The sequence below is a fragment of the Streptomyces sp. NPDC043854 genome (genome assembly GCF_056436005.1).
This window is the reverse complement of the sequence record NZ_JBWKDK010000044.1, coordinates 1-24,783: the sequence shown is the minus strand read 5'-3', so window position 1 is coordinate 24,783 and position 24,783 is coordinate 1. Positions and strand designations below refer to the sequence as shown.

General features: G+C 74.2%; 18 protein-coding genes. 9 read left to right on the top strand and 9 right to left on the bottom strand.

Features of this window, described 5'->3' with window-relative positions; genetic code table 11:
- Positions 1-4: 4 nt before the first annotated feature.
- On the top strand, positions 5-553 hold the full coding sequence (locus AC068A_RS29455) for an acyl-CoA thioesterase (RefSeq protein ID WP_478589299.1): 549 nt from the start codon (positions 5-7) through the stop codon (positions 551-553).
- A 31-nt stretch (positions 554-584) separates the two neighbouring features.
- Here AC068A_RS29455 and AC068A_RS29450 read toward each other — a convergent pair whose 3' ends face one another.
- Complete coding sequence (locus AC068A_RS29450) at positions 585-2,120, bottom strand: LCP family protein (RefSeq protein WP_478589298.1); 1,536 nt, start codon at positions 2,118-2,120, stop codon at positions 585-587.
- A gap of 190 nt (positions 2,121-2,310) precedes the next feature.
- On the opposite strand from AC068A_RS29450, the gene AC068A_RS29445 reads away from it, so the two are divergent.
- The gene (locus tag AC068A_RS29445; protein WP_478589297.1) at positions 2,311-3,336 is read left to right on the top strand and encodes a glycosyltransferase family 2 protein; all 1,026 of its coding nucleotides are present in this window, start codon (positions 2,311-2,313) and stop codon (positions 3,334-3,336) included.
- 192 nt (positions 3,337-3,528) lie between these two features.
- Here AC068A_RS29445 and AC068A_RS29440 read toward each other — a convergent pair whose 3' ends face one another.
- From AC068A_RS29440 to AC068A_RS29425, 4 genes are all read right to left on the bottom strand, one after another.
- On the bottom strand, positions 3,529-5,205 hold the full coding sequence (locus AC068A_RS29440; protein WP_478589296.1) for an LCP family protein: 1,677 nt from the start codon (positions 5,203-5,205) through the stop codon (positions 3,529-3,531).
- Positions 5,206-5,305: 100 nt separating this feature from the next.
- Positions 5,306-7,063 (bottom strand): LCP family protein, encoded by a 1,758-nt coding sequence (locus tag AC068A_RS29435; RefSeq protein WP_478589295.1) that lies wholly within the window; start codon positions 7,061-7,063, stop codon positions 5,306-5,308.
- A gap of 224 nt (positions 7,064-7,287) precedes the next feature.
- Entirely contained in the window at positions 7,288-8,505 is a 1,218-nt protein-coding gene (locus AC068A_RS29430) for an LCP family protein (RefSeq protein WP_478589294.1), read from the bottom strand.
- Positions 8,506-8,660: 155 nt separating this feature from the next.
- Positions 8,661-9,413, bottom strand: coding sequence for a TIGR03089 family protein (locus tag AC068A_RS29425; RefSeq protein ID WP_478589293.1), 753 nt, complete (start codon positions 9,411-9,413; stop codon positions 8,661-8,663).
- A 140-nt stretch (positions 9,414-9,553) separates the two neighbouring features.
- On the opposite strand from AC068A_RS29425, the gene AC068A_RS29420 reads away from it, so the two are divergent.
- The gene (locus AC068A_RS29420) at positions 9,554-11,056 is read left to right on the top strand and encodes a peptidoglycan recognition protein family protein (protein ID WP_478589292.1); all 1,503 of its coding nucleotides are present in this window, start codon (positions 9,554-9,556) and stop codon (positions 11,054-11,056) included.
- 540 nt (positions 11,057-11,596) lie between these two features.
- The gene (locus tag AC068A_RS29415; RefSeq protein ID WP_478589291.1) at positions 11,597-12,601 is read left to right on the top strand and encodes a DNA-3-methyladenine glycosylase family protein; all 1,005 of its coding nucleotides are present in this window, start codon (positions 11,597-11,599) and stop codon (positions 12,599-12,601) included.
- A gap of 169 nt (positions 12,602-12,770) precedes the next feature.
- Here AC068A_RS29415 and AC068A_RS29410 read toward each other — a convergent pair whose 3' ends face one another.
- The 3 genes from AC068A_RS29410 to AC068A_RS29400 form a co-directional block, all read right to left on the bottom strand.
- A complete protein-coding gene (locus tag AC068A_RS29410) occupies positions 12,771-14,102 on the bottom strand; it encodes a coenzyme F420-0:L-glutamate ligase (RefSeq protein WP_478589290.1) in 1,332 nt (443 codons plus the stop codon).
- Complete coding sequence (gene cofD / locus AC068A_RS29405) at positions 14,099-15,058, bottom strand: 2-phospho-L-lactate transferase (RefSeq protein WP_478589289.1); 960 nt, start codon at positions 15,056-15,058, stop codon at positions 14,099-14,101. The genes AC068A_RS29410 and cofD overlap by 4 nt, the downstream gene beginning before the upstream one ends.
- Before the next feature lie 78 nt (positions 15,059-15,136).
- The gene (locus tag AC068A_RS29400; RefSeq protein WP_478589288.1) at positions 15,137-15,763 is read right to left on the bottom strand and encodes a cysteine dioxygenase; all 627 of its coding nucleotides are present in this window, start codon (positions 15,761-15,763) and stop codon (positions 15,137-15,139) included.
- 637 nt (positions 15,764-16,400) lie between these two features.
- On the opposite strand from AC068A_RS29400, the gene AC068A_RS29395 reads away from it, so the two are divergent.
- The 3 genes from AC068A_RS29395 to AC068A_RS29385 all read left to right on the top strand — a co-directional run bounded on the left by AC068A_RS29395 (position 16,401) and on the right by AC068A_RS29385 (position 22,071).
- Positions 16,401-16,664, top strand: a complete 264-nt coding sequence (locus AC068A_RS29395) for a WhiB family transcriptional regulator (protein WP_003983763.1) — start codon at positions 16,401-16,403, stop codon at positions 16,662-16,664.
- A 197-nt stretch (positions 16,665-16,861) separates the two neighbouring features.
- On the top strand, positions 16,862-20,599 hold the full coding sequence (locus tag AC068A_RS29390) for a glycosyltransferase family 2 protein (RefSeq protein WP_478589287.1): 3,738 nt from the start codon (positions 16,862-16,864) through the stop codon (positions 20,597-20,599).
- Positions 20,596-22,071 (top strand): DUF5719 family protein, encoded by a 1,476-nt coding sequence (locus AC068A_RS29385; RefSeq protein ID WP_478589286.1) that lies wholly within the window; start codon positions 20,596-20,598, stop codon positions 22,069-22,071. Before AC068A_RS29390 ends, AC068A_RS29385 begins: the two co-directional genes overlap by 4 nt.
- 85 nt (positions 22,072-22,156) lie before the next feature.
- Here AC068A_RS29385 and AC068A_RS29380 read toward each other — a convergent pair whose 3' ends face one another.
- Complete coding sequence (locus AC068A_RS29380) at positions 22,157-22,636, bottom strand: metallopeptidase family protein (RefSeq protein WP_478589285.1); 480 nt, start codon at positions 22,634-22,636, stop codon at positions 22,157-22,159.
- A gap of 138 nt (positions 22,637-22,774) precedes the next feature.
- Between AC068A_RS29380 and AC068A_RS29375 the strand changes: the two genes are divergently transcribed.
- Together AC068A_RS29375 and AC068A_RS29370 are read left to right on the top strand one after the other, a co-directional pair.
- Positions 22,775-23,155 (top strand): DUF3499 domain-containing protein, encoded by a 381-nt coding sequence (locus AC068A_RS29375; protein WP_478589284.1) that lies wholly within the window; start codon positions 22,775-22,777, stop codon positions 23,153-23,155.
- A gap of 120 nt (positions 23,156-23,275) precedes the next feature.
- The gene (locus tag AC068A_RS29370) at positions 23,276-24,646 is read left to right on the top strand and encodes a phosphomannomutase/phosphoglucomutase (RefSeq protein ID WP_478589283.1); all 1,371 of its coding nucleotides are present in this window, start codon (positions 23,276-23,278) and stop codon (positions 24,644-24,646) included.
- Positions 24,647-24,783 lie beyond the last annotated feature (137 nt).

The following is a 24,783-nucleotide window of genomic DNA, read 5'->3' as shown; positions in this document are numbered from 1 at the left end:
CGGTATGACACAGATACCGGGCGTGACGGCGGGCGACCTGCAGGGAAAGCCCACCGCGGCCTCGCGGACCACTCTCAGCCACATCATGACCGCCAACGACACCAACCTCCTGGGCACGGTGCACGGTGGCGTGATCATGAAACTCGTCGACGACGCGGCGGGCGCCGTCGCCGGCCGCCACTCCGGCGGCGCGGCCGTGACCGCCTCCATGGACGAGATGGCCTTCCTCGCCCCGGTCCGCGTGGGTGACCTGGTTCACGTCAAGGCGCAGGTCAACTGGACCGGCCGGTCCTCGATGGAGATCGGCGTGCGGGTCCTGGCCGAGCGGTGGAACGAGTCCACCCCCGCCACCCAGGTCGGCAGCGCCTACCTCGTCTTCACCGCCGTCGACGCCGAGGGCAAGCCGCGCACCGTCCCGCCCGTGATCCCCGAGACCGACCGGGACAAGCGCCGCTACCAGGAGGCCCAGATCCGCCGTACGCACCGGCTCGCCCGGCGCCGGGCGATCATGGCGCTGCGCGAGGAGCGGGCCGCCCAGGGCCTCGACGACTGACGCGGGCGCGACCCCGGCGCGACCCGGGCGGCTATGTGCCGCAGACCACCTGGTCGCCCGTGACCACGCCGAACCGCCCCTGGTGGGGGTCCTCCGGCCGGACCGGCACGACCTTCCGGTAGTCCGTTCCGGCGATCACCAGCACCGTCCGGCCCTGCCCCGGCACGGCCCGCAGCTCGCTGCCCGGCAGCGCGGCGGCCACCGTGCGGGCGGAGCGGTCCCAGCGCGGGTCGTACGCGATCACCGTGCGCTTGACGTTGCGGCCCGCCCCGTTGCCCGGAGCGCCGGTGGTGTCGAAGCCGGTGGCGCGCAGTGCCGCGTCCACCCGGCTGCCCAGCCCGTCGATCCGGGTCCCGTTCTGGACCCGGACCCGGATCCGCTCCGGCGGTACGTCCACGGGCACCGCGGGCGGCTGCTGCGGGCGGGCCGGCCGGCCGGGCCCGGGGGCGGGGGCCAGCGGGCGGTCCTGGCGCAGCGCCTCGAAGAGCTCGGCGGCCTTCCGCTCGTCCCACTTCACGGTGGAGCCGATGCCCTTGACCGGGAAGGACGGGTCTCCGATCGGCACGGACGCGAACTCCGACGAGGACGGGGCGAAGTCGCGCATGGCCTGGCCGAGCGCCAGCATCTGCTCCGAGCCGAAGCGGGGGTCGGCCCGTACCGAGCCCAGCAGGGTGGAGCTGACCTCCTTGAACTTCACCGGGTTCAGCAGCACCCCGCCGGCGGTGGCCTGCTTGATCACGGCGGCCATGAACCGCTGCTGGCGCTGTATCCGGCCGAGGTCGGCGGCGCCGTCCACGTGGCGGGACCGTACGTACTGCAGGGCCTGGCCGCCGCTCAGCCGGTGGGTGCCGGGCAGCAGGTGCAGGCCGGTGTTCCGGTCGTCGAGGGCCCTGGCGGTGCAGATTTCCACGCCGCCCATCGCGTCGACCGTCTTCATGAAGCTGGTGAAGTCGACCTCCAGGTAGTGGTCGATCTTGACGCGGGTCATGTGCTCGACGGTGCGCACGGTCAGCTGGGGGCCGCCCTCGGCGTAGGCGGCGTTCAGTTTCACGGGGTGCGGGCCGTGCTGCTTCCCGCTGGACTCGTCGCGGTGTGCGGGCAGCTCGGCGTAGCTGTCGCGGGGCAGGCTGACGACGCTGGCGCGCTTCCGGTCGGCCGAGAGGTGCACCAGCATCACGGTGTCGGTGCAGCGGCAGGGGGCGCCGCCGAGGCGGTACTCGCGCCGGTCCTCGCGGCTGATCCGGTCGCGGCCGTCGGTGCCGACGAGGAGGAGGTTCAGGCCGTGTCCGGCCTGGGGGCGGTTCTTCATGTCCTTGAACGGGTCCACCCGCTCGATCCCGGTGTCCAGGCCGGTCATGACCGCGTGCCCGACGGCCCCGGAGCCCAGGACGACCGCCGCCAGCCCGCCCGCCAGCCGTACCCCCCAGCGGGGCCGGTCGCCCCGGGGGCGGCCCGGGGCCCGGCCGCGCCGGGCGCGCTGCGGCCGCGGGTGGTGCGAGTGCGGGTGCTGGTGCGGGGGCAGGTTCGCGGGCCGGGCGGGGCGGGGCGGACGGGGTGGCTGGGGCACGGGGGACACCTCCGCGGGGGCAGCCGGGGCCGGCAGGGACGGACCAGAGGAAGGCGAACCGGACACAATGGTCAGATCGTCAGAACGGTAGGCCCATCCGATCAGCCTCTGTCCCCACCGATCAGGCGGCGCGCACCTGTTTCCCCCGTAAGCGGTAACGTGACACCGATACCCGACCTTGAAGGACCACATGCCCGCCCAGCAGCCCGCAGTCTCGGTGATCATGCCGGTGCTCAATGAGGAGCGCCACCTGCGCAATTCCGTCCGCCACATTCTCGGACAGGAGTACGCCGGTGAGATGGAGGTGGTGATCGCGCTGGGTCCGTCCACGGACCGCACCGACGAGATCGCCGCCGAACTCGTACGCGAGGATCCCCGCGTCGTCACCGTTCCGAACCCCTCCGGCCGCACCCCGGCCGCCCTCAACGCCGCCATCAAGGCCTCGCGTCACCCGATCGTGGTGCGCGTCGACGGCCACGGCATGCTCTCGCCGAACTACATCGCCACGGCCGTCCGCCTCCTGGAGGAGACCGGTGCGCAGAACGTCGGCGGCATCATGCACGCCGAGGGCGAGAACGCCTGGGAGGAGGCCGTCGCCGCGGCGATGACCTCGAAGCTCGGCGTAGGCAACGCGGCCTTCCACACCGGCGGTGAGGCCGGCCCGGCGGACACGGTCTACCTGGGCGTGTTCCGGCGCGAGGCGCTGGAGCGGGCGGGCGGCTACAACGAGGAGTTCATCCGGGCCCAGGACTGGGAGCTGAACTTCCGCATCCGCGAGGCCGGCGGGCTGATCTGGTTCTCGCCCGAGCTGAGGGTCCAGTACCGCCCGCGGCCCACGGTGCGGGCGCTGGCCAAGCAGTACAAGGACTACGGCCGCTGGCGGCACGTGGTGGCCCGCTACCACTCGGGCTCGATCAACATGCGCTATCTGGCCCCGCCGACCGCCGTCTGCGCGATCGCGGCCGGTGTGGTGGCGGGCGCGGCCGTGACCCCGTGGGCCTTCGCGGTCCCGGCCGGCTACCTCGCGGCGATCACGCTGGGCTCGATCCCGGCCGGCAAGGGCCTCTCCCTCAAGGCGCGGGCGCAGATCCCGGTGGCCGTCGCCACGATGCACATGTCGTGGGGCTTCGGCTTCCTCACCAGCCCGCGCTCGCTCGCGAACAAGGTCATCGCGAGCCGGCGCCCCTCGCCGAGCCCGGACCCCTCGGCGGCCTGAGGGCGGCGCCGGGGCGGCAGGGCCGTCACCGGCAGGCCCGTCACCGGCTGGAAACGATGCGAAGGGGCCCGGTGCCAGGTCGTGCAGACCGTGGCACCGGGCCCCTTTCCGTGCTGTGCGCCGGCCGTGGCGCTGCCGGCCGTGGCGCTGCCGGCCGTGGCGCTGCCGGCCGTGGCGCTGCCGGCCGTGGCGCTACCAGGTGAAGCCCGGCTGGATCGCCATGCACTCCTTGTCGTTGTCGCCGTTGAGCGGGCGGGCCGAGTCGGGCGCCTTGGTCGGGGCGGGCGGCGCCGGGGTCGGCGCGTTGCCGGTCCGCCAGTCCTTGCCGACGAGCAGGACGATCCCGGAGACGTCGTCGACCTTCTGCACCGCCGAGGCCGGCAGCCCCAGCGCGGTGGCCAGGGCCGCCGCGTCACCGGCCAGGTCCGGGCTGGAGAAGCGGACCACGGTGGTGTCCTCGGCCCCGGTCAGGTTGTCGGCGACGGCCTTGGTGAAGCCCTTGCCGGCCAGCACGGAGACGACGTCGGAGGCCCGGCCCTTCACCTTGGCCTGGGCGCCGTCCCTGCCACCGGTGGCGTTGCGCACCGTGACCGGGATCCTCGCCGGCGGGGCGGCCTGGTCCACGGCGGGCTGGGAGGGGGCCGCCGGGGCGCCGGACGCGGCGGTGCCGGGCGTCGCGGCGGACGAGGACGGGGCCGGGGAGGCCGCCCCGCCGGGCTGCTCGGGGCCCTTGCCGTCGAGCGGGATGTCCTCGCGGATCATCCGGAACAGGTCCTCGGCCTCGCCCGGCTTGGGCTCGACCCGGGCGGAGTCCGACGGGCTGGGCATCCACGGCATGGTCGTCATGGTGATCCGGCCCGGGGCGACCTTCTTGAGCTCCATGCTCAGGTCGTACAGCTTGTCGATCTTGTTCAGGCCGGAGTCGACGACCATGGCCTTGATGGCCGCCTGCGCCAGGCTGTTGAGCTTCATCGGGTTGCTCAGCTTGGCGTTCTTGCGGAACTCGCGGGCCATCGAGTTCATGTACATGTGCTGGGCGTGGGCGCGGCCGATGTCGCTGCCGTCCTCGAAGCCGTAGCGGGTGCGCAGCCACTGGAGGGCCACCTCGCCCTGGATGACGTTCTCGCCCTTGGGCAGCTTCAGACCGGAGCCCTTGCCGTCCCTGGTGCGGGAGTGCACGTTCTCCTGGACGCACACCGGGACGCCGCCGATGGCGTCCGCCATCGTCACCACGCCCTTGAAGTCGATCATCATGAAGTGGTCGATCGGGATGCGGGTCAGCTCCTGCCAGGCGGCGACCGTGCAGCCCGGACCGCCGCGGCTGAGGGACTCGTTGGTCTGGACGAGGCCCTTGCTGGCCGGGTGGACCTTGCCGTTCGGCTCGGTGCACTTGGGCATCTTCAGCATCGTGTCGCGCGGCATGGACACCACGGACATGTTGGTGCGGTCCGCGGACAGGTGCAGCAGCATCTGCACGTCCGCCAGGGGCGGCCCGTCGAAGGTGTCCGTGGCGCCGCCGAGGGCCTGGTTCTCCGCGCCGTCGCGGGCGTCGGAGCCGATGAGGAGGATGTTCAGCGGGGTCTGCCCGAAGGCGTTGGGCTTGGAACCGCCCAGCTTGCTGTCGCCGAGGTTGAGCGCGTCGGTCTGGATGCTGCCGTTGAGGTGGCGGTAGTAGAGGTAGCCCGCCGCCGACGTCGCGAGTATGAGGAACGCCAGGACGGAGGCCGTCCAGCGCAGTATGCGCCGCTTGCCGCGCCGGGGCGCGGGCACACCGGCCTCGGGCGTGCCGCTGCCGGGCGCGGCTGGTCCGTCGGAGGGGCCGCCGGATCTGTCGTCGGCCGGCCGGGCGGGCGCCCCCTCCCCTCGCACGCTGTCGTTCCTCACAGGTCCCCCCTCGAAATCACTTCATGACTGTGGTGGGCCGGCCGCGCCGGCGCACGTCGGACGGCCGGCCGAGCCGGACGGCCGGCTACTTGGCGCAGACGGCCTTGTCGGCCTCGACGCGCTGGATGTCCTCGGGCGCCTTCTGAGGCGCCGTCATCGAGATCCCCGCCCCCTTGAAGTCCGCGCCGAGCGTGAGCTTCATCGGTGTCCGGGGCCCGGCGTCCGCCGTGCCCACCTTCAGAGCCGAGGCCGGCAGGCCCATCATGTCCGCCAGTGCCCGCGCCTGGTCCGCCTGGTTCGGGGCGAACTCCAGCTGTGTGGCGTCCAGCTTGGCGGGCGCATTGCCGAGGTTGCTCGCCTTGGCGACGCCCTTGCTGTTCTGGAGCCAGGCCAGGGTGGCGGAGGCCGAGCCCGCGGGCCCGCCGCCGTTGTAGATGTCCACCCGTACGTCCTTCGCCGCGGCGCGCGGGCCCTGCATGAGCGCGTCCTGCTTGGCCCTGGTCTCGGCGTCGGCCGCGTCCTTGGCGGCCTGTTCCTTCTTCTCGACCTCGGTGAGCGAGACGTCCCCCCGGATCATCTGGAGCAGGGGGTCGGCCAGCGCGTTGTTGAGGACGACGGTGGCCTTCACCTTCTCGGCCGGGTTGTCGAGCACCGGCAGGGTGGTGAAGGTGACGTTCTTGAGGTTCATGTCCTTCAACTCACCGGCGAGGTTGGTGAGTTTGTCGATGGACCCTATGCCCGAGTCCACGGTCAGCGACTTGGTGGCCGCCTCGGCGAGGGAGAAGAACTTCTTCGGGCTGGTCAGGGTCTCCTTCGACTTCATCTCGCGCAGCATCGAACTCAGGAACTGCTGCTGCGTCTTGATGCGGTCGAGGTCGCTCTCGTTGCCGAAGGCGTGCCGGGTCCGTACGAAGGCCAGGGCCTGCTCGCCCTGGAGCCGGTGCTCGCCGGGGCCCAGCTTCAGCTTGGAGTCCTCGTCGTCGACGGCCTTCTCCAGGCAGACGGGCACCCCGCCGACCGCACTGCTCAGCACCTTCACCGCGTTGAAGTCGACCATCATGAAGTGGTCGACGGTGATCCCGGTGAGCTCCTTGACCGTGCGCATCGTGCAGCCCGGGTCGCGGCCCTCCTGGCCGAGGCTGGTGTTGAAGCGGGTGGCCTTCTGGGCCGGGATCGTCTTCATCGTCCCGTCGGGCTGCTTGGTGGGGCAGGCCGGGATGTTCGTGATCAGGTCCCGGGGGATGGACAGCGCCGTGGCGTTGCTGCGGTCCTTCGAGACGTGGAAGAGGATCGTGGTGTCGGCGTGGCCGGGGCTGCCCGCGTCGCCGTAGCCCTCGTTGCCGGCGCCGGAGCGCTTGTCAGTGCCGATGACGAGGATGTTGATGGGCTGGTCCTTCTTGAAACCGCCCGTGCCCGCGTCGCCGACGTCGGTGACCTTCAGGTTGCCGTTCAGGTGGTTGTAGTACAGGTACCCCCCGAGTGAGCCGCCTACCAGCAGGAAGGCGAGGGTGCCGCCGGTGACGACCAAGAGCCGTCTGCGGCGGTTGCTGCCCGAGCCGCCCTTGCGGGTTCGGCCGGTGCGCCGGCCGGGCGGGGTCTCGCCGCGTCGCGGCCCGGGGACCGCCGGGGACGGGGAGGCCGGGGTCGACGGGGACGAGGGCTTCTTGGGGGAGGCCGGTGCCCCGGAGCGGGAGCCGGCCGACCTGCGGGGGGAGGTCACGGAGCGCTGCCCTTGCGGAGCGCTGCGGTCCAGTTGCAGTTCGTAATTGCCGGTGCGGGGGTTGAGCACCCACTGGTCTGCGGGGTCGATTTCCTCCGCACGCCCACGGCTCTGCGCATCCACGGTTGCTCAAATCCTCCGTCGGTGCCTCGCGACGCGCCTCCCCCAAGACGCCCGGTCAACGATCCGGCTGCTGGTGCACGGCCTCTTTGCTGGCCAGGGCACCGGATCGCTCACCCTATCCGCCCCAGTCGGCTTCGAACCATGGTGGTGACAAACTCCACTGCTCTCATAACGGGGCAAACCCCCCAAGCCCTTCGCTTCGTACACCGGCTTTTGGCATTGCTTTACCGGCAGTCGGCCATCCCCGCGGTGGTGCCCGTGAAGGTGGGGACGGGCGTGGACGCCGTACCGGTTCCGGCCGGAGACGGCTCGGCGCTGCCGGACCCGGCCCGTGCGGCGCCCGGCTCCCGGCCGTCCGCGGCGTCCGCCCCCACCGACGGGGCCACCGTCAGCGGCTGGTCCGCGCGCAGCCGCTGGAACAGCCGGGCCGCGTCCGGCTGTATGAGTTCGTCCCGGTTCGGGTCGGCTGCGTACGGACGGCGCGGCACTGTCAGGAACTTCACCTGGTCGGTCGGTATGTCCCGAACACCCCGGACGAGTTCGTACAGCCCGCGCAGCGACGCCAGCCCCGGGTCGGTGGTCACCGAGGAGGTCGCCGCGTCCAGCAGCGGGTACAGCCGGCCCGGGTTCAGCAACACCCCATTGCTCTGCACCTTCTTCACCAGCGCGCCGAGGAACTGCTGCTGGCGCTCCATCCGTTCGGTGTCGCTGCCGTCGCCCAGGCCGTAGCGGGCGCGCACGAAGCCGAGCGCCTGTTCCCCCCGCAGGGTCTGCCGGCCCGCCGGGAGCCGGAGCCGGGCCTCGGGATCGTGCACCGGCTGCTTGAGGCACACCTCCACGCCGCCGACCGCGTCGACCATCTTCTTGAACCCGCCGAAATCCACCACCATGTGGTGGTCGACCCGGATCCCCGTCAGCTTCTCCACCGTACGGATCGTGCAGGCGGCCCCACCCCACTGGAACGCCCAGTTGAACTGCGCGAACTGCTCCGCGGTACGGCTGCCGTCCGGCCTCAGGCAGCTCGGGACGTCCGCCATCAGGTCCCGGGGGATCGAGACCGCCGTCGCACTCCGCCGGTCCGCGGGCAGGTGCAGCAGGATCACGGTGTCCGAGCGCTCGGTGCCCCCGTCGCGCCCGTAGCGGGAGTTGTCCGAGCCCGAGCGCGAGTCGGAGCCGATCAGCAGGATGTTCCGGGAGCCGCCCGCGATGGGCGTCGGACGCTCCCGCTCGAAGCGCTCCAGCTCGGACGCCGCCGAGGTGTCCTCGGTGATGTTCGCGTCGAGCTCGCGGTACAGCCACCAGCCCGTGCCCGCCCCGGCCAGCACCAGCAGGGAGGCCCCGACCCCGGCCCAGCGCAGCAGCCGGCGCCGACGGCCGCGCGGAGGCTCCGGGGAGCCTCCCGCCGCCTCGGTGGCGTCGGGTATGCCTGCGCTGTCCGTCACTCGCGTACCGTCCCTCACCGCGTGGGCAGGAGGCCGTACGGGTGTACGCACGGCCTGAGCCGATCCTGCCCCCGGGGCCGGGAGGCGGCCCGGGGGCGGCCCCCTGTCCAGACCCGAACGGGTGAAAGATCGGCGGCACGCTCACCGCACGGCGTTCACCGCACGGTGTGGGTGACCCGCTCGGCCTCGGTGCGCTGCGCCAGGCCCTCCGCCGACAGCAGGTCGAGGTTGCGGCACAGCACCACGGACCCGCCCGCCGCCAGGGCCGCGAACAGCCCCGTCGACAGCCCCTCCCAGGTGTCGTAGCCGAGCCCGGACAGCAGCCGCGACCCCGGGCCCAGGCCGAGCTTCGCCGCGTCCTCTCGCGCCCGCCCCACGATCCCGGTGTACGACAACTCTTCGCCGCCGACGACCAGCCCCGGCCCCTCCGGGTCGACCGGGACGAACGGGGCGAACCGGTCACCCTGCCCCGGCACCTCCACCGCGTAGTCCGCGAACCCGGCGGGCGGCTGCGGGAACCGCCCGCCCAGCGGCCGCAGGGCGAGCGCGACCCGCTCGCCCGAACAGGCGGCCGCCTCCTCCAGGGTGTCGGGGCCGCTCACCACCAGATCGGCGTCGGCCGGGTCCCCGCCCACCTCGGCGACCACCCCGACCGAGGCACACGCGAGCAGCCACACGGCGCTCTGCCAGTGCGCCGGCAGCAGCAGGGCGAGCCGGTCGCCGGGCTCGGCGCCGAGGTCTCCCTGGAGCAGATTGGCGGTCTTGGCCACCCAATTGGCGAAGGTGGCGACGGACAGTTCCACGCGTTCGCCCGTGGCGTCGTCGTAGAAGGTGACGAGCGGGCGGCCCGGATCGGCGGCGAGCGCGGATCGCAGCAGGTCGGCAGGGGTGCGGTCAGATGCGTTCACGGCCCCAGCGTACGCGGGGGCCCCTCGCCCGTACGGCGGCCCGCGGCTCACCCGTCCGGGGGAGCCGCACCCCGCGGCGAACAGACGGGCCGTCAGTTCTGCGGTGGCGGTCCGCGGTGCGTGTACTCAGCATCGCTTGCATGCGTGGATTCCTTGCTTCCGCGGTCGGCGTCGCGAGCGCCGCCGCCCTCGCCCTGCCGCTCGCCCTGTCCACCCCGGCCCTGGCCGAGTCGTCCCCCGCGGCTCCCGCGGCCCCCGCCGGCTCCACCCAGTCCCTGCCGCTCGTCCCGCTCGGGCCCGCGGCCGACCGCTCGCCCGGCGTCCCCGGCATGAGCACCCCCCCGCGCCTGCCCGAAGCCCGGGGCCTGGCCGCACGCGAGGTCAGCAGGTTCTCGATGGTCGGCGTCGTCTGGGACGACGCCGACACCCAGCTCTTCGGCCACGTCCAGGTCCGTACCCGCTCCGCGCGCACCGGGACCTGGTCCGACTGGCAGGACGTCGAGACCCGCAACAGCGAGCACGCCCCCGACCCCGAAGCGCTCGAACGGGGCACCGGCCGGGTCCGCGGCAGCACCGCCCCGCTGTGGGTCGGCGAATCCGACGGCATCGAAGTCCGCGTCCAGGCGGAACCGGGCACCCCGGCCGCCGCGGCCACCCGCTCGGTGGCCGCCTCCCGCCTCCCCTCGGGCCTGCGGATCGAACTCGTCGACCCGGGCGCGGCCCACCCGCCGCCCGCCGGGAACGGCAAGAACGGCACGGGCGGCCCGGACGGTACGGACGGAACCCCGGACGGTACGGACGGTACGGACGGAACGGACGGTACGGACGGAACGGGTGGTACGGGCGGCGGCGCCCCGGGCCAAGAGGACAAGGGCGACGCCGTCACCCTCCCCGACATGTCGATGGAGACGGCCGAGGCCTCCTCCGCCAACGTCCCGCTGGCCCCGCTCGGCGCAAAGGAGATCACCGCCCTCAACCGCGAGGACTCCATCGCCGACGCCGTCCTCGCCGACGACAGCGCAGTCGGCAGCACCCCGTACATCGGCCCGCGCCCGCGCATCGTCACCCGGCTGGGCTGGGGCGCGGACGAATCGCTGCGCGAGAAGGCGTTCGTGTACACGAACACGGTCAAGGTCGCCTTCGTCCACCACTCCGCCTCCGGCAACAACTACGCCTGCAAGGACGTCCCCGCGCTGCTGCGCAGCCTGTACCGCTACCACGTGGTCAGCGCCGGCTGGCGGGACTTCGGCTACAACTTCGCCATCGACAAGTGCGGCACCGTGTACGAAGGCCGGGCGGGCGGAGTCGCCAAGGCGGTGCTCGGCGCGCACACCATGGGCTTCAACACCGACAGCATGGGCATCGCGGTGCTCGGCACGTTCACGAGCACCGCCCCGTCGGCGGCAGCGGTGAACTCGGTGGCCGCGCTCACGGCCTGGAAGCTGGGGCTGTTCAACCGGGACCCCCGGTCGTCGATCACGCTGACGTCGGGCGGCGGGAACCTGTACGCCAAGGGCAGCAGCGTGAAGATGAACGTGATCTCCGGCCACCGGGACGGCTTCGCCACGGAATGCCCGGGCAAGCTGCTGTACGGCCAGCTTCCCCCGGCCCGCACGGCCTCGGCCAAACTCCAGGGCCGCTGACCGCCCCTCCCCCGCGGGCCCGCCGCAACGACGGCCCCGCACCCCGGCCGCGCCGCCGGGCCGCGGCCCGCGGGCACATGCCCGCGCGTTTCCCGCGCCCCGGGAATACCGCCTGACACGACGCGGGGGTGGAGCCCGGTGTGCGCACTCCGGCCGCGCTGCTCGGCCGCGGACCGCGGGTGGCCGGGCGCGCAGTTCCCCGCGCCCCTGGGCGGTGCCCCCTGGGCGAGGTCTTCGGCCGCGGACCGCGGGTGGTTGCCCGCGCAGTTCCCCGCGCCCCTGGGGAGCGTCCCGTGCGGTGCGGCGTCGGAAGCCTGAGGCATGCACCCCGGGGAACGTGCCCGCGCCTGCAAGGCCGGTGCGGCGGGAGGCGATGCCCCAGGGGCGCGGGGAACTGCGCGCCCGCCCACCGCACGGCCCGCAGCCGAGGGCCGCACCCGGACGTGCCGCGTGGGGCGGGGCACCCAGGGGCGCGGGGAACTGCGCGGGCGACCACCGGCGGCCCGCGGGGAGTCCCGGCGGCGGGGATACGCTCATGCCATGGCCGGCCGCTTCGATCCCCTGACCCGTGCCGCCGTGCGCGGCGGCCGAACCGGCGTGCCCGCGCGCGACGGGATCCCGGCCGGGGCCGGTGCCCTGAGCCGGGTGTGGGCGCCCGAGGCACCCGTGGACCTGGGCCTCACGCTCGGCCCGCTGCGCCGCGGCCCCCACGACCCCACCTTCCGCGTCACCGCCGACGGCTCCGTCTGGCGCGCCAGCCGCACCCCGCTCGGCCCCGCCACGCTGCGGGTCGCCGCAGACCGCACCACCGGCACGGTCCACGCCGAGGCCTGGGGCGCCGGCGCCGAGTGGATCCTCGATGGCCTGCCCGCACTCCTCGGGGCCGACGACGACCCGTCCGTCTTCGTCCCCCGCCACCGCCTGGTGCACGCCAGCCACCGCAGCCGCCCCGGCCTGCGCCTGACCCGCACCGGGCTGGTCCTGGAGTCGCTGATCCCGACCGTCCTGGAGCAGAAGGTCACCAGCGACGAGGCCTACCGCTCCTGGCGCCGCCTGGTGCGCCGGTACGGGGAGCCCGCGCCCGGCCCCCAGGGCGTGGACATGTACGTCATGCCGGACGTCCGGACCTGGGCGCTGATCCCGTCCTGGGACTGGCACCGGGCCGGGGTCGACGGCAAGCGCTCCGGGACCATCGTCCGGGCGGTCCGGGTGGCGGCCCGGATGGAGGAGGCCGCCGCCATGCCGCCGGGGCGGGCCGCGGCCCGGCTGGAGGCCGTCCCCGGGATCGGCCCGTGGACCTCCGCCGAGACCCTCCAGCGCAGCAACGGCGACCCGGACGCCGTCACCACCGGCGACCTGCACCTGCCCGGCATCATCGGCTACGCCCTCGTGGGCGACCGGGACGCCGACGACGCCGCCATGCTCGAACTGCTCGCCCCGTACGCGGGCCAGCGCCACCGCGCGGCCCGCTTGATCCTCCTGGCCGGCCGCACCCCACCCCGCCGCGCCCCCAGGATGTACCGCAACGACATCGCCCACCTCTGACCCGGGCACTCACCCACCCCCCGGGCCTACGGCCCGGAGCCGCACCCGTGTGCCGTGCGGGCGGGGCGCCCAGGGGCGCGGGGAACTGCGCGCTCAGCCACTCGCGGCCGGCAGGCTGGCGGGCGCGTGCCACGCAGGCGGGGCCGGCGGCCCGCCGGGCCGGGGTGGGTCAGCGGACCGTGATGAAGTGGTCCGCGGGCCGAGCCACCCGCTCGCGCGGCGCCTCCGCCGGATGCCCGATGGCGACGGCACCCATCGGCTCCCAGTCCTCCGGCAGGCCCAGCACCTTGCGCACCACATCCCGGCAGAACATCGTCGACGACACCCACGCCGATCCCAGCCGCTCCCCGGCCAGCGCGACCAGGAAGTTCTGCACGCCGGCGCCGGTCGCCACGACGAACATCTCCCGCTCGGCGGCGTCCCGCCGGGCGTGCCCGTACGCGTGTGCGCCGTCCATCACCATGCACGGCACCGCCAGGTACGGCGCGTTCCGCAGCACCTCCCCGCGCCGGATCCGCTTGGCGATGGATTCCTCGGTCTTGCCGTCGCGCCGCAGGTCTTCGATCCAGGCGTCCCGCATCGCGTCGAGCAGCTCGCGCCGTGCCGTCTCGGATTCCAGCAGGACGAACCGCCACGGCGTCGTGTGGTGCGGTGCCGGGGCGGTCACGGCGGCCGCGACCGCCCGCCGGACCGCGGCGGGGTCCACCGGCTCGGCGGTGAAGGCCCGTACCGTGCGGCGTTGCGTCACCGCTTCCCGTACCGCTTCGGAGGTGCCGAGGCGGAACATGTCGTCGGCGGCGGGCCGTATCAGCCGGGCGGCGGTGGCGCCGTCGCCGAGCACGTGCCCGAGCCCGCGGACGACGGCCACCGGCAGCCCGGCGGCCTTGCCCTTGACGAGGTCGCCGGCGGCGGCGAGTTCGTCGGCGGTGGCGACGACGGTCGCGCTGAGCGGGTTGCCGTGTGCGTCGGTGCCGCCGCGCAGGTCGTCGAGGACGCGTACGCCGGCGGCGCCGATCGCCACGTCGGTCAGTCCGGCCCGCCAGGGCCGCCCGAAGGTGTCGGTGACGATGACGCCCACGTCGACGGAGAGCAGCTCCCGCAGCCCCGCGCGGATGGCGGCGGCGGAGGCGTCGGGGTCCTCGGGCAGCAGCAGGACGGTGCCGGGCTCGGTGTTGGAGGCGTCGACGCCTGCGGCGGCCATGACCAGGCCCTGCCGGTTCTCGACGATCCGCAGCGGGCCGCGGCGCGCGACGACCCGTACGGTCTCGGCGTCTATGGCCTCCTCGCGGGAGTCGGCCCGGACGATGCGGCCCTCCGCCTTGGAGACGATCTTCGAGGTGACGAGGAGGACGTCGCCGTTCCGGAGTCCGGGCGCCGCGTCCGCGACGAGCCGGGCCAGGTCGTCGCCGGGCCGGACCTCCGGTATCCCGGCGACGGCCCACACCTCGTACGACGGCGCGGCCGAGGGCGAGGGCGCGGCCGAAGGCGGGGGCAGGCTCACCGGGAGGCCTCCGCCAGGGCGAGTGCGGCGCGGGCCATCTCGGCGGTCGCGTCGAGGTCGGTCATCATGAGCGGCACGGCCCGGCAGGCGATCCCGGCGGCTTCCACCTCGGCGACGGCGTCCGCGTCCGCGGTGTCGACGAGCCAGCCGTCGAGGAGGTCAGCGCCGTAGTGGCGGGCGACGGCGGCGGCGGTGGCCTCGACACCGACGGCGGCCAGCACCTTGTCGGCCATGCCGCGGACGGGGGCGCCGCCGACGATGGGGGAGAGGCCGACGACGGGCGCCGCGGCGGCGGCGACGGCCTCGCGGATGCCGGGCACGGCGAGGATCGTGCCGACGGAGACCACCGGGTTGGACGGCGGGAAGAGGATCACGTCGGCGGCGGCGACGGCTTCGAGCACGCCGGGCGCCGGCTTGGCCTGTTCGGCGCCGACGGGTACGACGGCCTCGGCGTCGACGGAGGCGCGCAGCCGGACCCAGTACTCCTGGAAGTGGATGACGCGGCGCTCGCCGGTGCCGGCGTCGGTGACGGCGACATGGGTTTCGACGCGGTCGTCGGACATGGGCAGCAGCCGGACGCCGGGCTGCCAGCGGTCGCAGAGGGCTTCGGTGACGGCGCTCAGCGGGTAGCCGGCGCTGATCATCTGGGTGCGGACGATGTGGGTGGCGAAGTCGCGGTCTCCGAGGCCGAACCAGGAGGGTCCGACCCCGTAGGCGGCGAGTTCCTCCTTGACGGTGAAGGACTCGTCGGCGCGGCCCCAGCCCTGCTCCTCGTTGATGCCGCCGCCGAGGGTGTACATGACCGTGTCGAGGTCGGGGCACACCTTGAGCCCGAACAGGTGGATGTCGTCACCGGTGTTGCCGATGACCGTGATGTCCGCGTCGGGGACCGCCGACTTCAGTCCGCGGAGGAAACGGGCGCCGCCGATGCCGCCGGCCAGAACAACAATGCGCATGCAGACAGTCTGTCAGCCGCAGGCCGCCCCCTGAGGGGTGGTGGTCGGGCGACGGGCGGGACCGTCAGGCGCGGCCGCTCAGACGGAGAGGGCCTCGGGCCGGGCGGGGGAGCAGTTGTGCATGGGCATCTCGGTCAGGCCGGGGAAGTAGACGTGCAGGCTGACCGCTCCGTCGAGGCTGTCGTTGACGACCTCGTGGGCGTAGCCGGGGGCGAAGACGCGCTGGGCGCCGGCCCGGAGGGTGAGCGCGCCGCGGGTGCTGTGCTCGGTGAGCGCGCCGTCGAGGACGGTCAGGACGCCGGAGGAGGCGCCGTGGTCGTGGCGGCCGCTGCCCTGGCCGGGGACCCAGCTGAGGAGCCACACCTCGTAGCCGGGGCCGGTGCGCAGGCGGTGGTACCAGCGGGTGGTGGCGTCGTAGCGGACGAGGTGCTGCCAGCTCGCGCGGTCCTCGGCGATGGAGCGGGCGAGGCCGGCGAACTCGGCGACGGTGGCGGGGTGTTCGCGGGCGGGCTGGAGGAGGTGCTGGACGGCGAGGATGTCGCCGGCGATCTGGAGGTCGCTCTCCGTGACCGCGGGGCGGTCGGCGGCCGGCGCGGCCGTCGAGACAGAAGCGGCGGAAGCGGGAGCGGCGGGAGCAGGAACGGCGGAAACGGAAGCAGCGGAAGCGGAGGCGGAAACGGAAGCAGTGGGTGCGGTGCTGCGCATTGCGGGGTCCTCGAGAGATGTCAGGGGTGCCGGCGGTTGCTGTGGGGGTGGCCTGAGCTCAGGGGAGCCGGGGCTCCGAAGGCATCAACAGCTGCAACAGCAACAGCAGACCTGGGCAGCACGCAGGAACCCACGAACGGGGGTCCGGTTGGCGGCTGCGGTCGCTGACATGGGGACAAGGAGACCCGGTGCAGAGTCGGACTGTCAACCCAATGACCGGTTTGATGGAAAAGGTTCATCTGATCCGGTTAACGCGGCCGGAGAAAGGTTTGTGCACCTCGCGGCCGGGGAGATGGCGCTCCAAGTCCCGCTTCCACCCCGTTCAAACGTGCGATGCCAACTCGTGATCGGAATGTGATCTGCGCCGCTTCCTTGGCCGGATTGCAACCGGTCCGCAGGGTGTCGCGTCGATTGCGGGTGAAGTGGGCGCAGTCGGACGCCAGTGGCATGTGTCACGATTTTTGGCGATTTGATCACTTTCTGCATAGCCTTGGTTCCGCAGAGTGAATAAGGGCCCCAATAGCAGATCCCAGCTTGACTGGGCTGGAGCCCCCCACTTGTAATTTCACTCGTGTCGTTACGTAGCGATGAGTGACGACGCCACCACGGGGATGCACATACAGAGCGAGGGGCGCACATGACCGAGCTGTTTCAGGAACTGCTGGTCGAGGAAGCGGACGAAGAGCTCGGATGGCAGGAGCGCGCCCTGTGCGCTCAGACCGACCCCGAGTCCTTCTTTCCCGAGAAGGGCGGCTCCACCCGCGAGGCCAAGAAGGTCTGCCTCGCCTGCGAGGTCCGCTCCGAATGCCTTGAGTACGCCCTCGCCAACGACGAGCGGTTCGGCATCTGGGGCGGCCTGTCCGAGCGTGAGCGCCGCCGCCTGAAAAAGGCCGCCGTCTGACCCCTCCCGCCGTACGGAAAACAACTCCACAGACACACCACACGGTCCGCCTCCTGCACCTTCCCCGCAGGAGGCGGACCGGCGTGTTCCCAGCCGTTAGTGTGGGGCGCTGTCCAGCAGCCTCCGAGGGCACACCACCCCCGGACCCTCCTCCCGGCCGCCCGGGGGGACCCCCAGGCCGGAGGGCCAGTAGAGCGATGTCCCTGCACAGCCAGTCGACGGCCTCCTACCAGGCTGACGCCACCCCCCAATTCCCCCGGCACATCGTCACCGCGGTCCTCGTCGCGCACGACGGGGCGCGCTGGCTCCCCAAGACGCTCGCCGGGCTCCTCGGCCAGGAACGCCCCGCCCAGAACCACGTCGCCGCCGACACCGGCAGCGCCGACGACTCCGCCCGCCTGCTCGCCGAGGCCCTCGGCGACGACCGCGTCCTCCACCTCGCCCGCCGCACCGGATTCGGCGCCGCCGTCGACGAGGCCGCCCGCAGCGCCGGCACCCTCACCCCCGAGGACCTCCCCTACCTCAAGCGCCCCAGCGGCTGGGACCCCGTCAGCCGCACCTGGCGCGACGACACCTACGACCTCCCCGAACTCCCCCACGGCGAACCCGTCCAGTGGCTCTGGCTGCTCCACGACGACAGTGCCCCCGAGCCCGACGCCCTCACGGAACTGCTGCGCGTCGCCGAGGAGAACCCCGACGCCGCCGTCATCGGCCCCAAGCTGCGCGGCTGGTACGACAACAAGCAGCTCCTCGAAGCCGGGGTCACCATCGCCCGCAGCGGCCGCCGCTGGACCGGCCTCGACCGCCGCGAACAGGACCAGGGACAGCACGACCAGGTCCGCCACGTCCTGTCCGTCTCCACCGCCGGCATGCTCGTACGCCGCGACGTCTACGACGCCCTCGGCGGCTTCGACCGCCGCCTGCCCCTCATGCGCGACGACACCGACCTGTGCTGGCGCGCCCAGAGCGCCGGCCACACCGTCCTCGTCGCCCCCGACGCCGTCCTGCGGCACGCCGAGGCCGCCGCCCGCGAGCGCCGCACCGTCGACTGCGCCGGCCGCAGCGCCGTCAGCCCGCACCGCGTCGACAAGGCCGGCGCCGTCTACACGATGCTCGCCAACAGCTCCGGCCGGGCCCTGCCGTACGTCCTGCTGCGCCTGCTCACCGGCACGGTGCTGCGCACCCTCGCCTACCTCGTCGGCAAGGCCCCCGGCCAGGCCGTCGACGAGTTCACCGGCCTCCTCGCCACCTTGCTCCGCCCCGGCCGCATCATCGGCGCCCGCCGCCGGCGCGGCCGCCCCGCCGTCCCCGCCAAGGAACTGCGCCCCCTGTTCCCGCCGCCCGGCGCCACCGTACGGGCCGGCGCCGAACAGCTCGCCGGATACCTCGGCAGCGGCCGCGACACCGACGGCGCCGCCGCCGGCCGGCACGGCGGAGCCGTCGAGTCCGGCCCCGGCGGCGAGGACGCCGACTACCTCCACGTCGAACAGTTCGCGCGCCTGAAACGGATCGCCCGCAACCCCGCGCCCGTCCTCTTCGCCCTCCTCCTGCTGGTCTCCGTCCTCGCCTGCCGCGGTCTCCTCGGCAGCGGCTCCCTCATGGGCGGCGCCCTGCTGCCCGCCCCCGACAGCGGCCTCGACCTCTGGCACCGCTACACCCGCGACTGGCAGCCCGTCGGCACCGGATCCACCGCCGGCGCACCCCCCTACCTCGCCGTCCTCGGAGCCCTCTCCACCCTGCTCCTCGGCTCCACCGACGCCGCCCTGACCCTGCTGCTCGTCTGCTCGGTCCCGCTCGCCGGACTCACCGCCTACTTCGCCTCCCGGCCGCTCGTCGACTCCCGGCTGCTGCGCGCCTGGGCCGCCGTCGCCTACGCCTTCCTGCCCGCCGTCACCGGCGCCCTCGCCGGCGGCCGCCTCGGCACCGCCGTCCTCGCGATCCTGCTGCCGCTCATCGCCCGCTCCGCCGTCTCCGCCTTCGGCCTCGCCGACCCCGCGGCCGGCCCGGGCGCCGCCGGCGCCCCGGCCCCCGAGCAGCGCGGCGGACGGCGCGCGGTGTGGACGTACACCCTCCTGCTGACCCTCGCCACCGCCTTCACCCCCGTCGCCTGGCCGCTGGCCGCCCTCCTCGGCACCGCCGCGGTGGTCCGGCGCCGCGCCGAGTGGAAGGCGTACGGGCTGCGGCTGCTCGCCGCCCTCGGCGTCCCGCTCCTCGTCCTCGCCCCCTGGTCCCTGGGCCTGCTCCTGCACCCGGGCCGCCTCCTGGACGAGGCCGGCCTGCCCGGCGCCGCCGGCCGGGCCACCGCCCTGGACCTCCTCGGCCTCAGCCCCGGCGGCCCCCGCACCGCCGGCGGCCTGCTGCTCCTCGGCATCGTCCTCGCCGCCCTGCTGCGCGCGGAGCGGCGCCTCGCCGTCCGCGCCGCCTGGGTCGCCGCCCTGGCCGCCCTGGCCCTCGCCGTCCTCCTCAACCGGACCGGCTGGGCCGGCCCAGCCGTCCTCGTGTACGGGCTCGCCCTGATCGCCGCCGCCGCCGTCGGCGCGGACGGGGCCAAGGAGCGCGTCGCCGCCAGCAACTTCGGCTGGCGCCAGCCCGCAGCCGCCCTGATCGCCCTCGCGGCCGCCGCCGGCCCGCTCCTCGGCGCGGCCGGCTGGATGGTCTCCGGCGCCGCCGGCCCGCTGGAGCGGCGCAACCCGGTCCAGGTCCCCGCCTTCGTCGCCGAGGAGGGCGGCACCCGCGACCAGGCCCGCACCCTCGTCCTCGGCGGCACCTCGCCCGCCACCGTCTCCTACACCCTCGTACGCGGCTCCGGCGGCAGCCTCGGCGACGCCGAACTCGCCGCCGCGGCCGGCAGCACCCCCGCCCTCGACAAGGTCGTCTCCAGCCTCGTCGCCGGCTCCGGCGCCGACCAGAGCGACCAGCTCAGCGGGTACGGCATCCGCTACGTCCTGGTCCGCGACGGCGCCCCGCAGCAGATGCGCAAGGTCCTCGACACCACCCCCGGCCTGAGCCGGCTCAGCCAGCTGGACGGCAGCGCCCTGTGGCGGGTGGACCGCCAGGTCGCCCGCGCCGTCATCGTCTCCGGCAAGCCGGGCGAGGCCCCCATCCCGGTGGCCTCCGGCCCCGTCGAGGCCCACACCAGGATCCCGGCGGGCGAGGCGGGCCGCGTCCTGCGCATCGCCGACCGCGCCGCCCCCGGCTGGCGGGCCACCCTCGACGGCAAGCCGCTCACGGCGAAGACCCTCGACGGCTGGGCCCAGGGCTTCGAACTGCCCGCCGCCGGCGGCCGCCTCGACCTCGTCCACGAGGACTCCTTCCCCCGGACCGCCTGGCACTGGGCCCAGGGCGCGCTCGCCCTGCTGCTGCTCGTGATGGCCCTGCCCGGCCGCCGGGTGAGCCTGGACGACGACCTGCCGGACGAGGACGCCGCCGCCGACCGTCCTGCCCCCGGCGAGTCCGGCGAGGGCCGCCGCGCCCGCCGACTGCGCGCCGAGTCCGACGGGGCCGGCGCCCCGGCAGCCGCCGCCGAGCCCGCCGGAGCCGTCGCAGACCCGTACGCAGGGATCCCCGCCCAGCCCGTGTACGGGGAGGAGAGCTACGCCTACCAGGCGTACGACGACCAGTCGTACGGCGACCAGTCGTACGGCAGCCAGGGTCACGGCGACCAGGGCTACGCCTACGGGCAGCCGGCCCCGCCGCAGCAGCCGTACGTACCCGCCCAGGCTGCGGACTACGAGCAGTACCCGTACCCCGGGCAGGGCTACGACCCCGGGCAGGGCTACGACCCCCAGGGCTACGACCCCCACTCGACCTACCCCCAGCAGCCCCAACAGCCACAACAGCCCCACACCCAGCCGTACCCGCACCCGTACGAGCAGCAGCCGTACGACGCCTACGGACAGCACGGCCAGCGTCCCGACGGGAGCCACCAGCAGTGAAGCAGCGCGCACCCCTGACGCTGGCGGCCGCCGCCGCGGCCCTCGCCGCCTTCGCCGGCCTCGCCCACCTCACCGCACCCGCGGCCCCGGCCGCCGACGGCCACAAGACGGCCGCGGCCCGTATGCCGGTCGAGCGGTCCGCGCTGGTCTGCCCGGCGCCCAGCTCCTCCGACATCGCCGAGACCACGTACACGGCGATCACCCCCGGCGCGGCCGGCGGCGGCAAGGGCTCGGCGCGCCTGCTCGGCGCCACCAAGGAGGCCAAGCCCGTCCTGGAGCTGAAGGAGCGCGGCAAGCCGGCCGGGGCGGCCGCCTCCGGCGCCGAGGCCCCCGGCCTGGCCGGCACCGCCGACGGCATCCTCGCCCCCGGCTGGACGGCGCAGCAGACCACCAAGGTCTCGGCGGGCCGGTTCCGCGGCCTGCTCGGCGTCGGCTGCACCGCCCCCGGCACCGACTTCTGGTTCCCCGGCGCGAGCACCGCCAAGGGGCGCGAGGACTACGTGCACCTCACCAACCCGGACGACACCGCGGCCGTGATCGACATCAAGCTGTTCGGCCCCGACGGCGCGGTCAAGGACGAGACCGGGGTCAGCGAGAACATCCGCATCGACCCCCGCTCCACCAAGGCGGTCTCGCTGGCCTCCCTCGCCCCCGGCAAGGAGCTCGCCGACGTCACCGTCCACGCGACCACCCGCGCCGGCCGCGTCGGCGCCTCGCTCCAGGCCGGCGAGGAGGGCGTCGGGGCGGACTGGCTGCCGGCCTCCGCCGATCCGGCCCCGGCGCAGGTGCTGCCCGGGATCCCGGCGGACGCCGCCTCCGTGAAGCTGATCGCCTTCGCACCCGGTGAGGAGGACGCCGACCTCACCGTGAGGCTGGCCGGCCCGAACGGCTCGATCAGCCCGGCCGGCAACGAGCAGCTGCACGTCAAGGCCGGCATGACGGCGAGCATCGACCTCAAGGACGTCACCCGCGGTGAGGCGGGCTCGCTGCTGCTGGCCCCGGCCGACCCGAAGAAGGCCGTACCGGTGGTCGCGGCGCTGCGCGTGGTCCGCGGCAGCGGCGCCAAGCAGGAGCTGGCCTTCGTACCGGCCGCCGGGCCGGTGGGGGCGCGGGCCACCGTCGCCGACGACCGGGCCGACGAGAACGCGACCGTGCTGTCGCTGACCGCGGTCGGGGCCGATGCGAAGGTGAAGGTCACGGCCTCGCCGGGGACCGAGGCGGGCGAGCCGGCCTCGAAGGAGGTCACCGTCAAGGCGGGCACCACGCAGACCGTCTCCCTGGCCCCGGGCGGGGCGAAGGGCGCCTACGCGCTGACGGTCGAGACCCTCTCCGGCGGCCCCGTCCACGCGGCCCGCACCCTGACGCTGCCCCACGAGGGCATCGTGATGTTCACCGTCCAGACCCTGTCCGACGACCGCGGGATGGTCCCGGTGCCCAAGGCCGTGCAGGACCTGTCGGTGCTCAACCGCTAGCTGCATCGACCCGCAGGGTTGGTGACGCGGCTGATCGGGGGTTGTCCGCCGAGTGCGGTGCGGCAGCGGGGCGCCGGTCCCGGCGTCAGTCCTGGCCGTACCGCGGGTCCACCGTCTCGGGGGACAGCCCCAGCAGCTCCGCCACCTGCTCCACCACGACCTCGTGCACCAGCATCGCCCGGTCGTCCCGCGTCTTCGACCGGATCTCCACCGGCCGCCGGAACACCATGATCCGCGCCGGCCGCCCCGGGCCCGACGGCTCCGACAGCGCGCCCAGCGGCACCGCCTCGTCGTTCCAGCCGGCGTCCGGCCCGCCCGGCGGCCCCGGCACGTCCGCGACCAGGAACTCCACGTCCGCCAGCTGCGGCCAGCGCCGCTCCAGCCGCTCGACCGACTCCCGCACGAGGTCGGCGAAGAGCTCGGCCCGGCTCGCGGCCAGCGGCACCTGGGGCGGGGCCACCGGACCGCGCATCCCCCGACCGTGCCGGTCGCGGCGACGGACGCGCGGCTCGGCAGGGGGTTCAGCGGGATGCGGTGCGCGGGGCGGCACAGGGCTGTCGGTCACCCCCGCAGCGTAGCCCCGAAACGGGCCCCGACCGGGGCGTTTCGGGGCCCGCCGGGCCCCGGCGCGGAGGCGACACGGGGGAGTGACCGGCGGGAGAGTCGTCGCGGCCCGGTCAAGAGTGCGGTACCGTCCAACGTCGTGAGCCTTGTACGTCGCTGTTCGCGCACCGCGTGCGGCCGCCCTGCCGTCGCGACCCTGACGTACGTCTACGCCGACTCGACCGCAGTTCTCGGCCCGCTCGCCACGTATGCCGAACCCCACTGTTACGACCTGTGCGCCGAGCACTCCGAGCGCCTGACCGCGCCCCGCGGCTGGGACGTCGTACGCCTGACCGACGGGTCGGGCCCGTCCCGTCCGAGCGGCGACGACCTCGAAGCGCTGGCCAACGCCGTCCGCGAGGCCGCCCGCCCCCAGGAACGCGCCGCCGAGGCCGGCCGGGGACCCGCCCAGGGCGGCCCGGGGTCCGGCGGGGAGACCCGCCGCGGGCACCTGCGCGTGCTGCGCTCCCCCGACTCCTGACGGCAGCCGCCCCGACGGCGTCCGCGTGCGACGGCGTTCCGTGAGCACCGCGGCCCGTTCGGCCGATCTCCCTCACGGTAGGTTGGGCCCACCGCACAGGACCTTTCAGGAGGGCAGGCAGTGGCCGCAGATTTCTCGAACATCGTCAAGGCGTACGACGTACGCGGCGTCGTGCCCGACGAGTGGGACGAATCGCTGGCCGAGCTGTTCGGTGCCGCCTTCGTCGAGGTCACCGGCGCCACCGCGATCGTCGTCGGCCACGACATGCGGCCCTCCTCGCCCGGCCTGTCGGCGGCCTTCGCGCGCGGCGCCGCCGCCCGCGGCACCGACGTCACCCTGATCGGGCTGTGCTCCACCGACCAGCTCTACTACGCCTCCGGCAAGCTCGACCTGCCCGGCGCGATGTTCACCGCCTCCCACAACCCGGCCCGGTACAACGGCATCAAGCTCTGCCGTGCCGGCGCCGCCCCCGTCGGCCGGGACACCGGCCTGGCGGCCATCCGGGAGCTCGTCGAGACGTGGTCCGACGAAGGCCTCCCCGCGGCTCCCGAGGGCACCACCCCCGGCACCGTCACCGAACAGGACACCCTCCTCGGCTACGCCGAACACCTCAAGTCGCTCGTCGACCTCGGCGGGATCCGCCCCCTGAAGGTCGTCGTGGACGCGGGCAACGGCATGGGCGGCCACACCGTCCCGACCGTCTTCGACGGCCTGCCGCTGGAGCTCGTACCGATGTACTTCGAGCTCGACGGCACCTTCCCGAACCACGAGGCCAACCCCCTCGACCCGAAGAACATCGTCGACCTCCAGGCCCGCGTGCGCGCCGAGAGCGCCGACCTCGGCCTCGCCTTCGACGGCGACGCCGACCGCTGCTTCGTCGTCGACGAGCGCGGCGAGGGCGTCTCCCCGTCCGCGATCACCGCGCTCGTCGCGGCCCGCGAGCTCGCCCGCAACGGCGGCACCGGCACCGTGATCCACAACCTGATCACCTCCTGGTCCGTCCCCGAGGTGGTCCGCGAGAACGGCGGCACCCCCGTCCGCACCCGCGTCGGCCACTCCTTCATCAAGGAGGAGATGGCCAGGGCCGGCGCCATCTTCGGCGGCGAGCACTCCGCGCACTACTACTTCAAGGACTTCTGGAACGCCGACACCGGCATGCTCGCCGCGCTCCACGTCCTCGCCGCCCTGGGCGGCCAGGAGGGCCCCCTCTCCGCCCTCGTCGCCTCCTACAACCGCTACGCCGGCTCCGGCGAGATCAACTCCACCGTCGCCGACCAGGCGGCCCGCATCGCCGCCGTCAAGGCCGCCTACGGCACCGCCGACGGCGTCACCCTCGACGAGCTGGACGGCCTCACCGCCACCTCCGCCGACTGGTGGTTCAACCTGCGCGCCTCCAACACCGAGCCGCTGCTGCGCCTCAACGTCGAAGCCCGCGACCCCGAGACCCTCGCCCGGGTCCGCGACGAGGTCCTCGCCCTGGTCCGCGCCTGAGCACCGCGCCACCGGGGGGGGGGGGGGGGGGGGGGGGGGGGGGGGGGGGGGGGGGGGCGGCCCCCCCGTTTTCAGGGGAGGGGCCCACGTCCCTTTAAAGTTGTCTTCTTGGGGGTCTTCCCTTTCTCGCCCTTCCC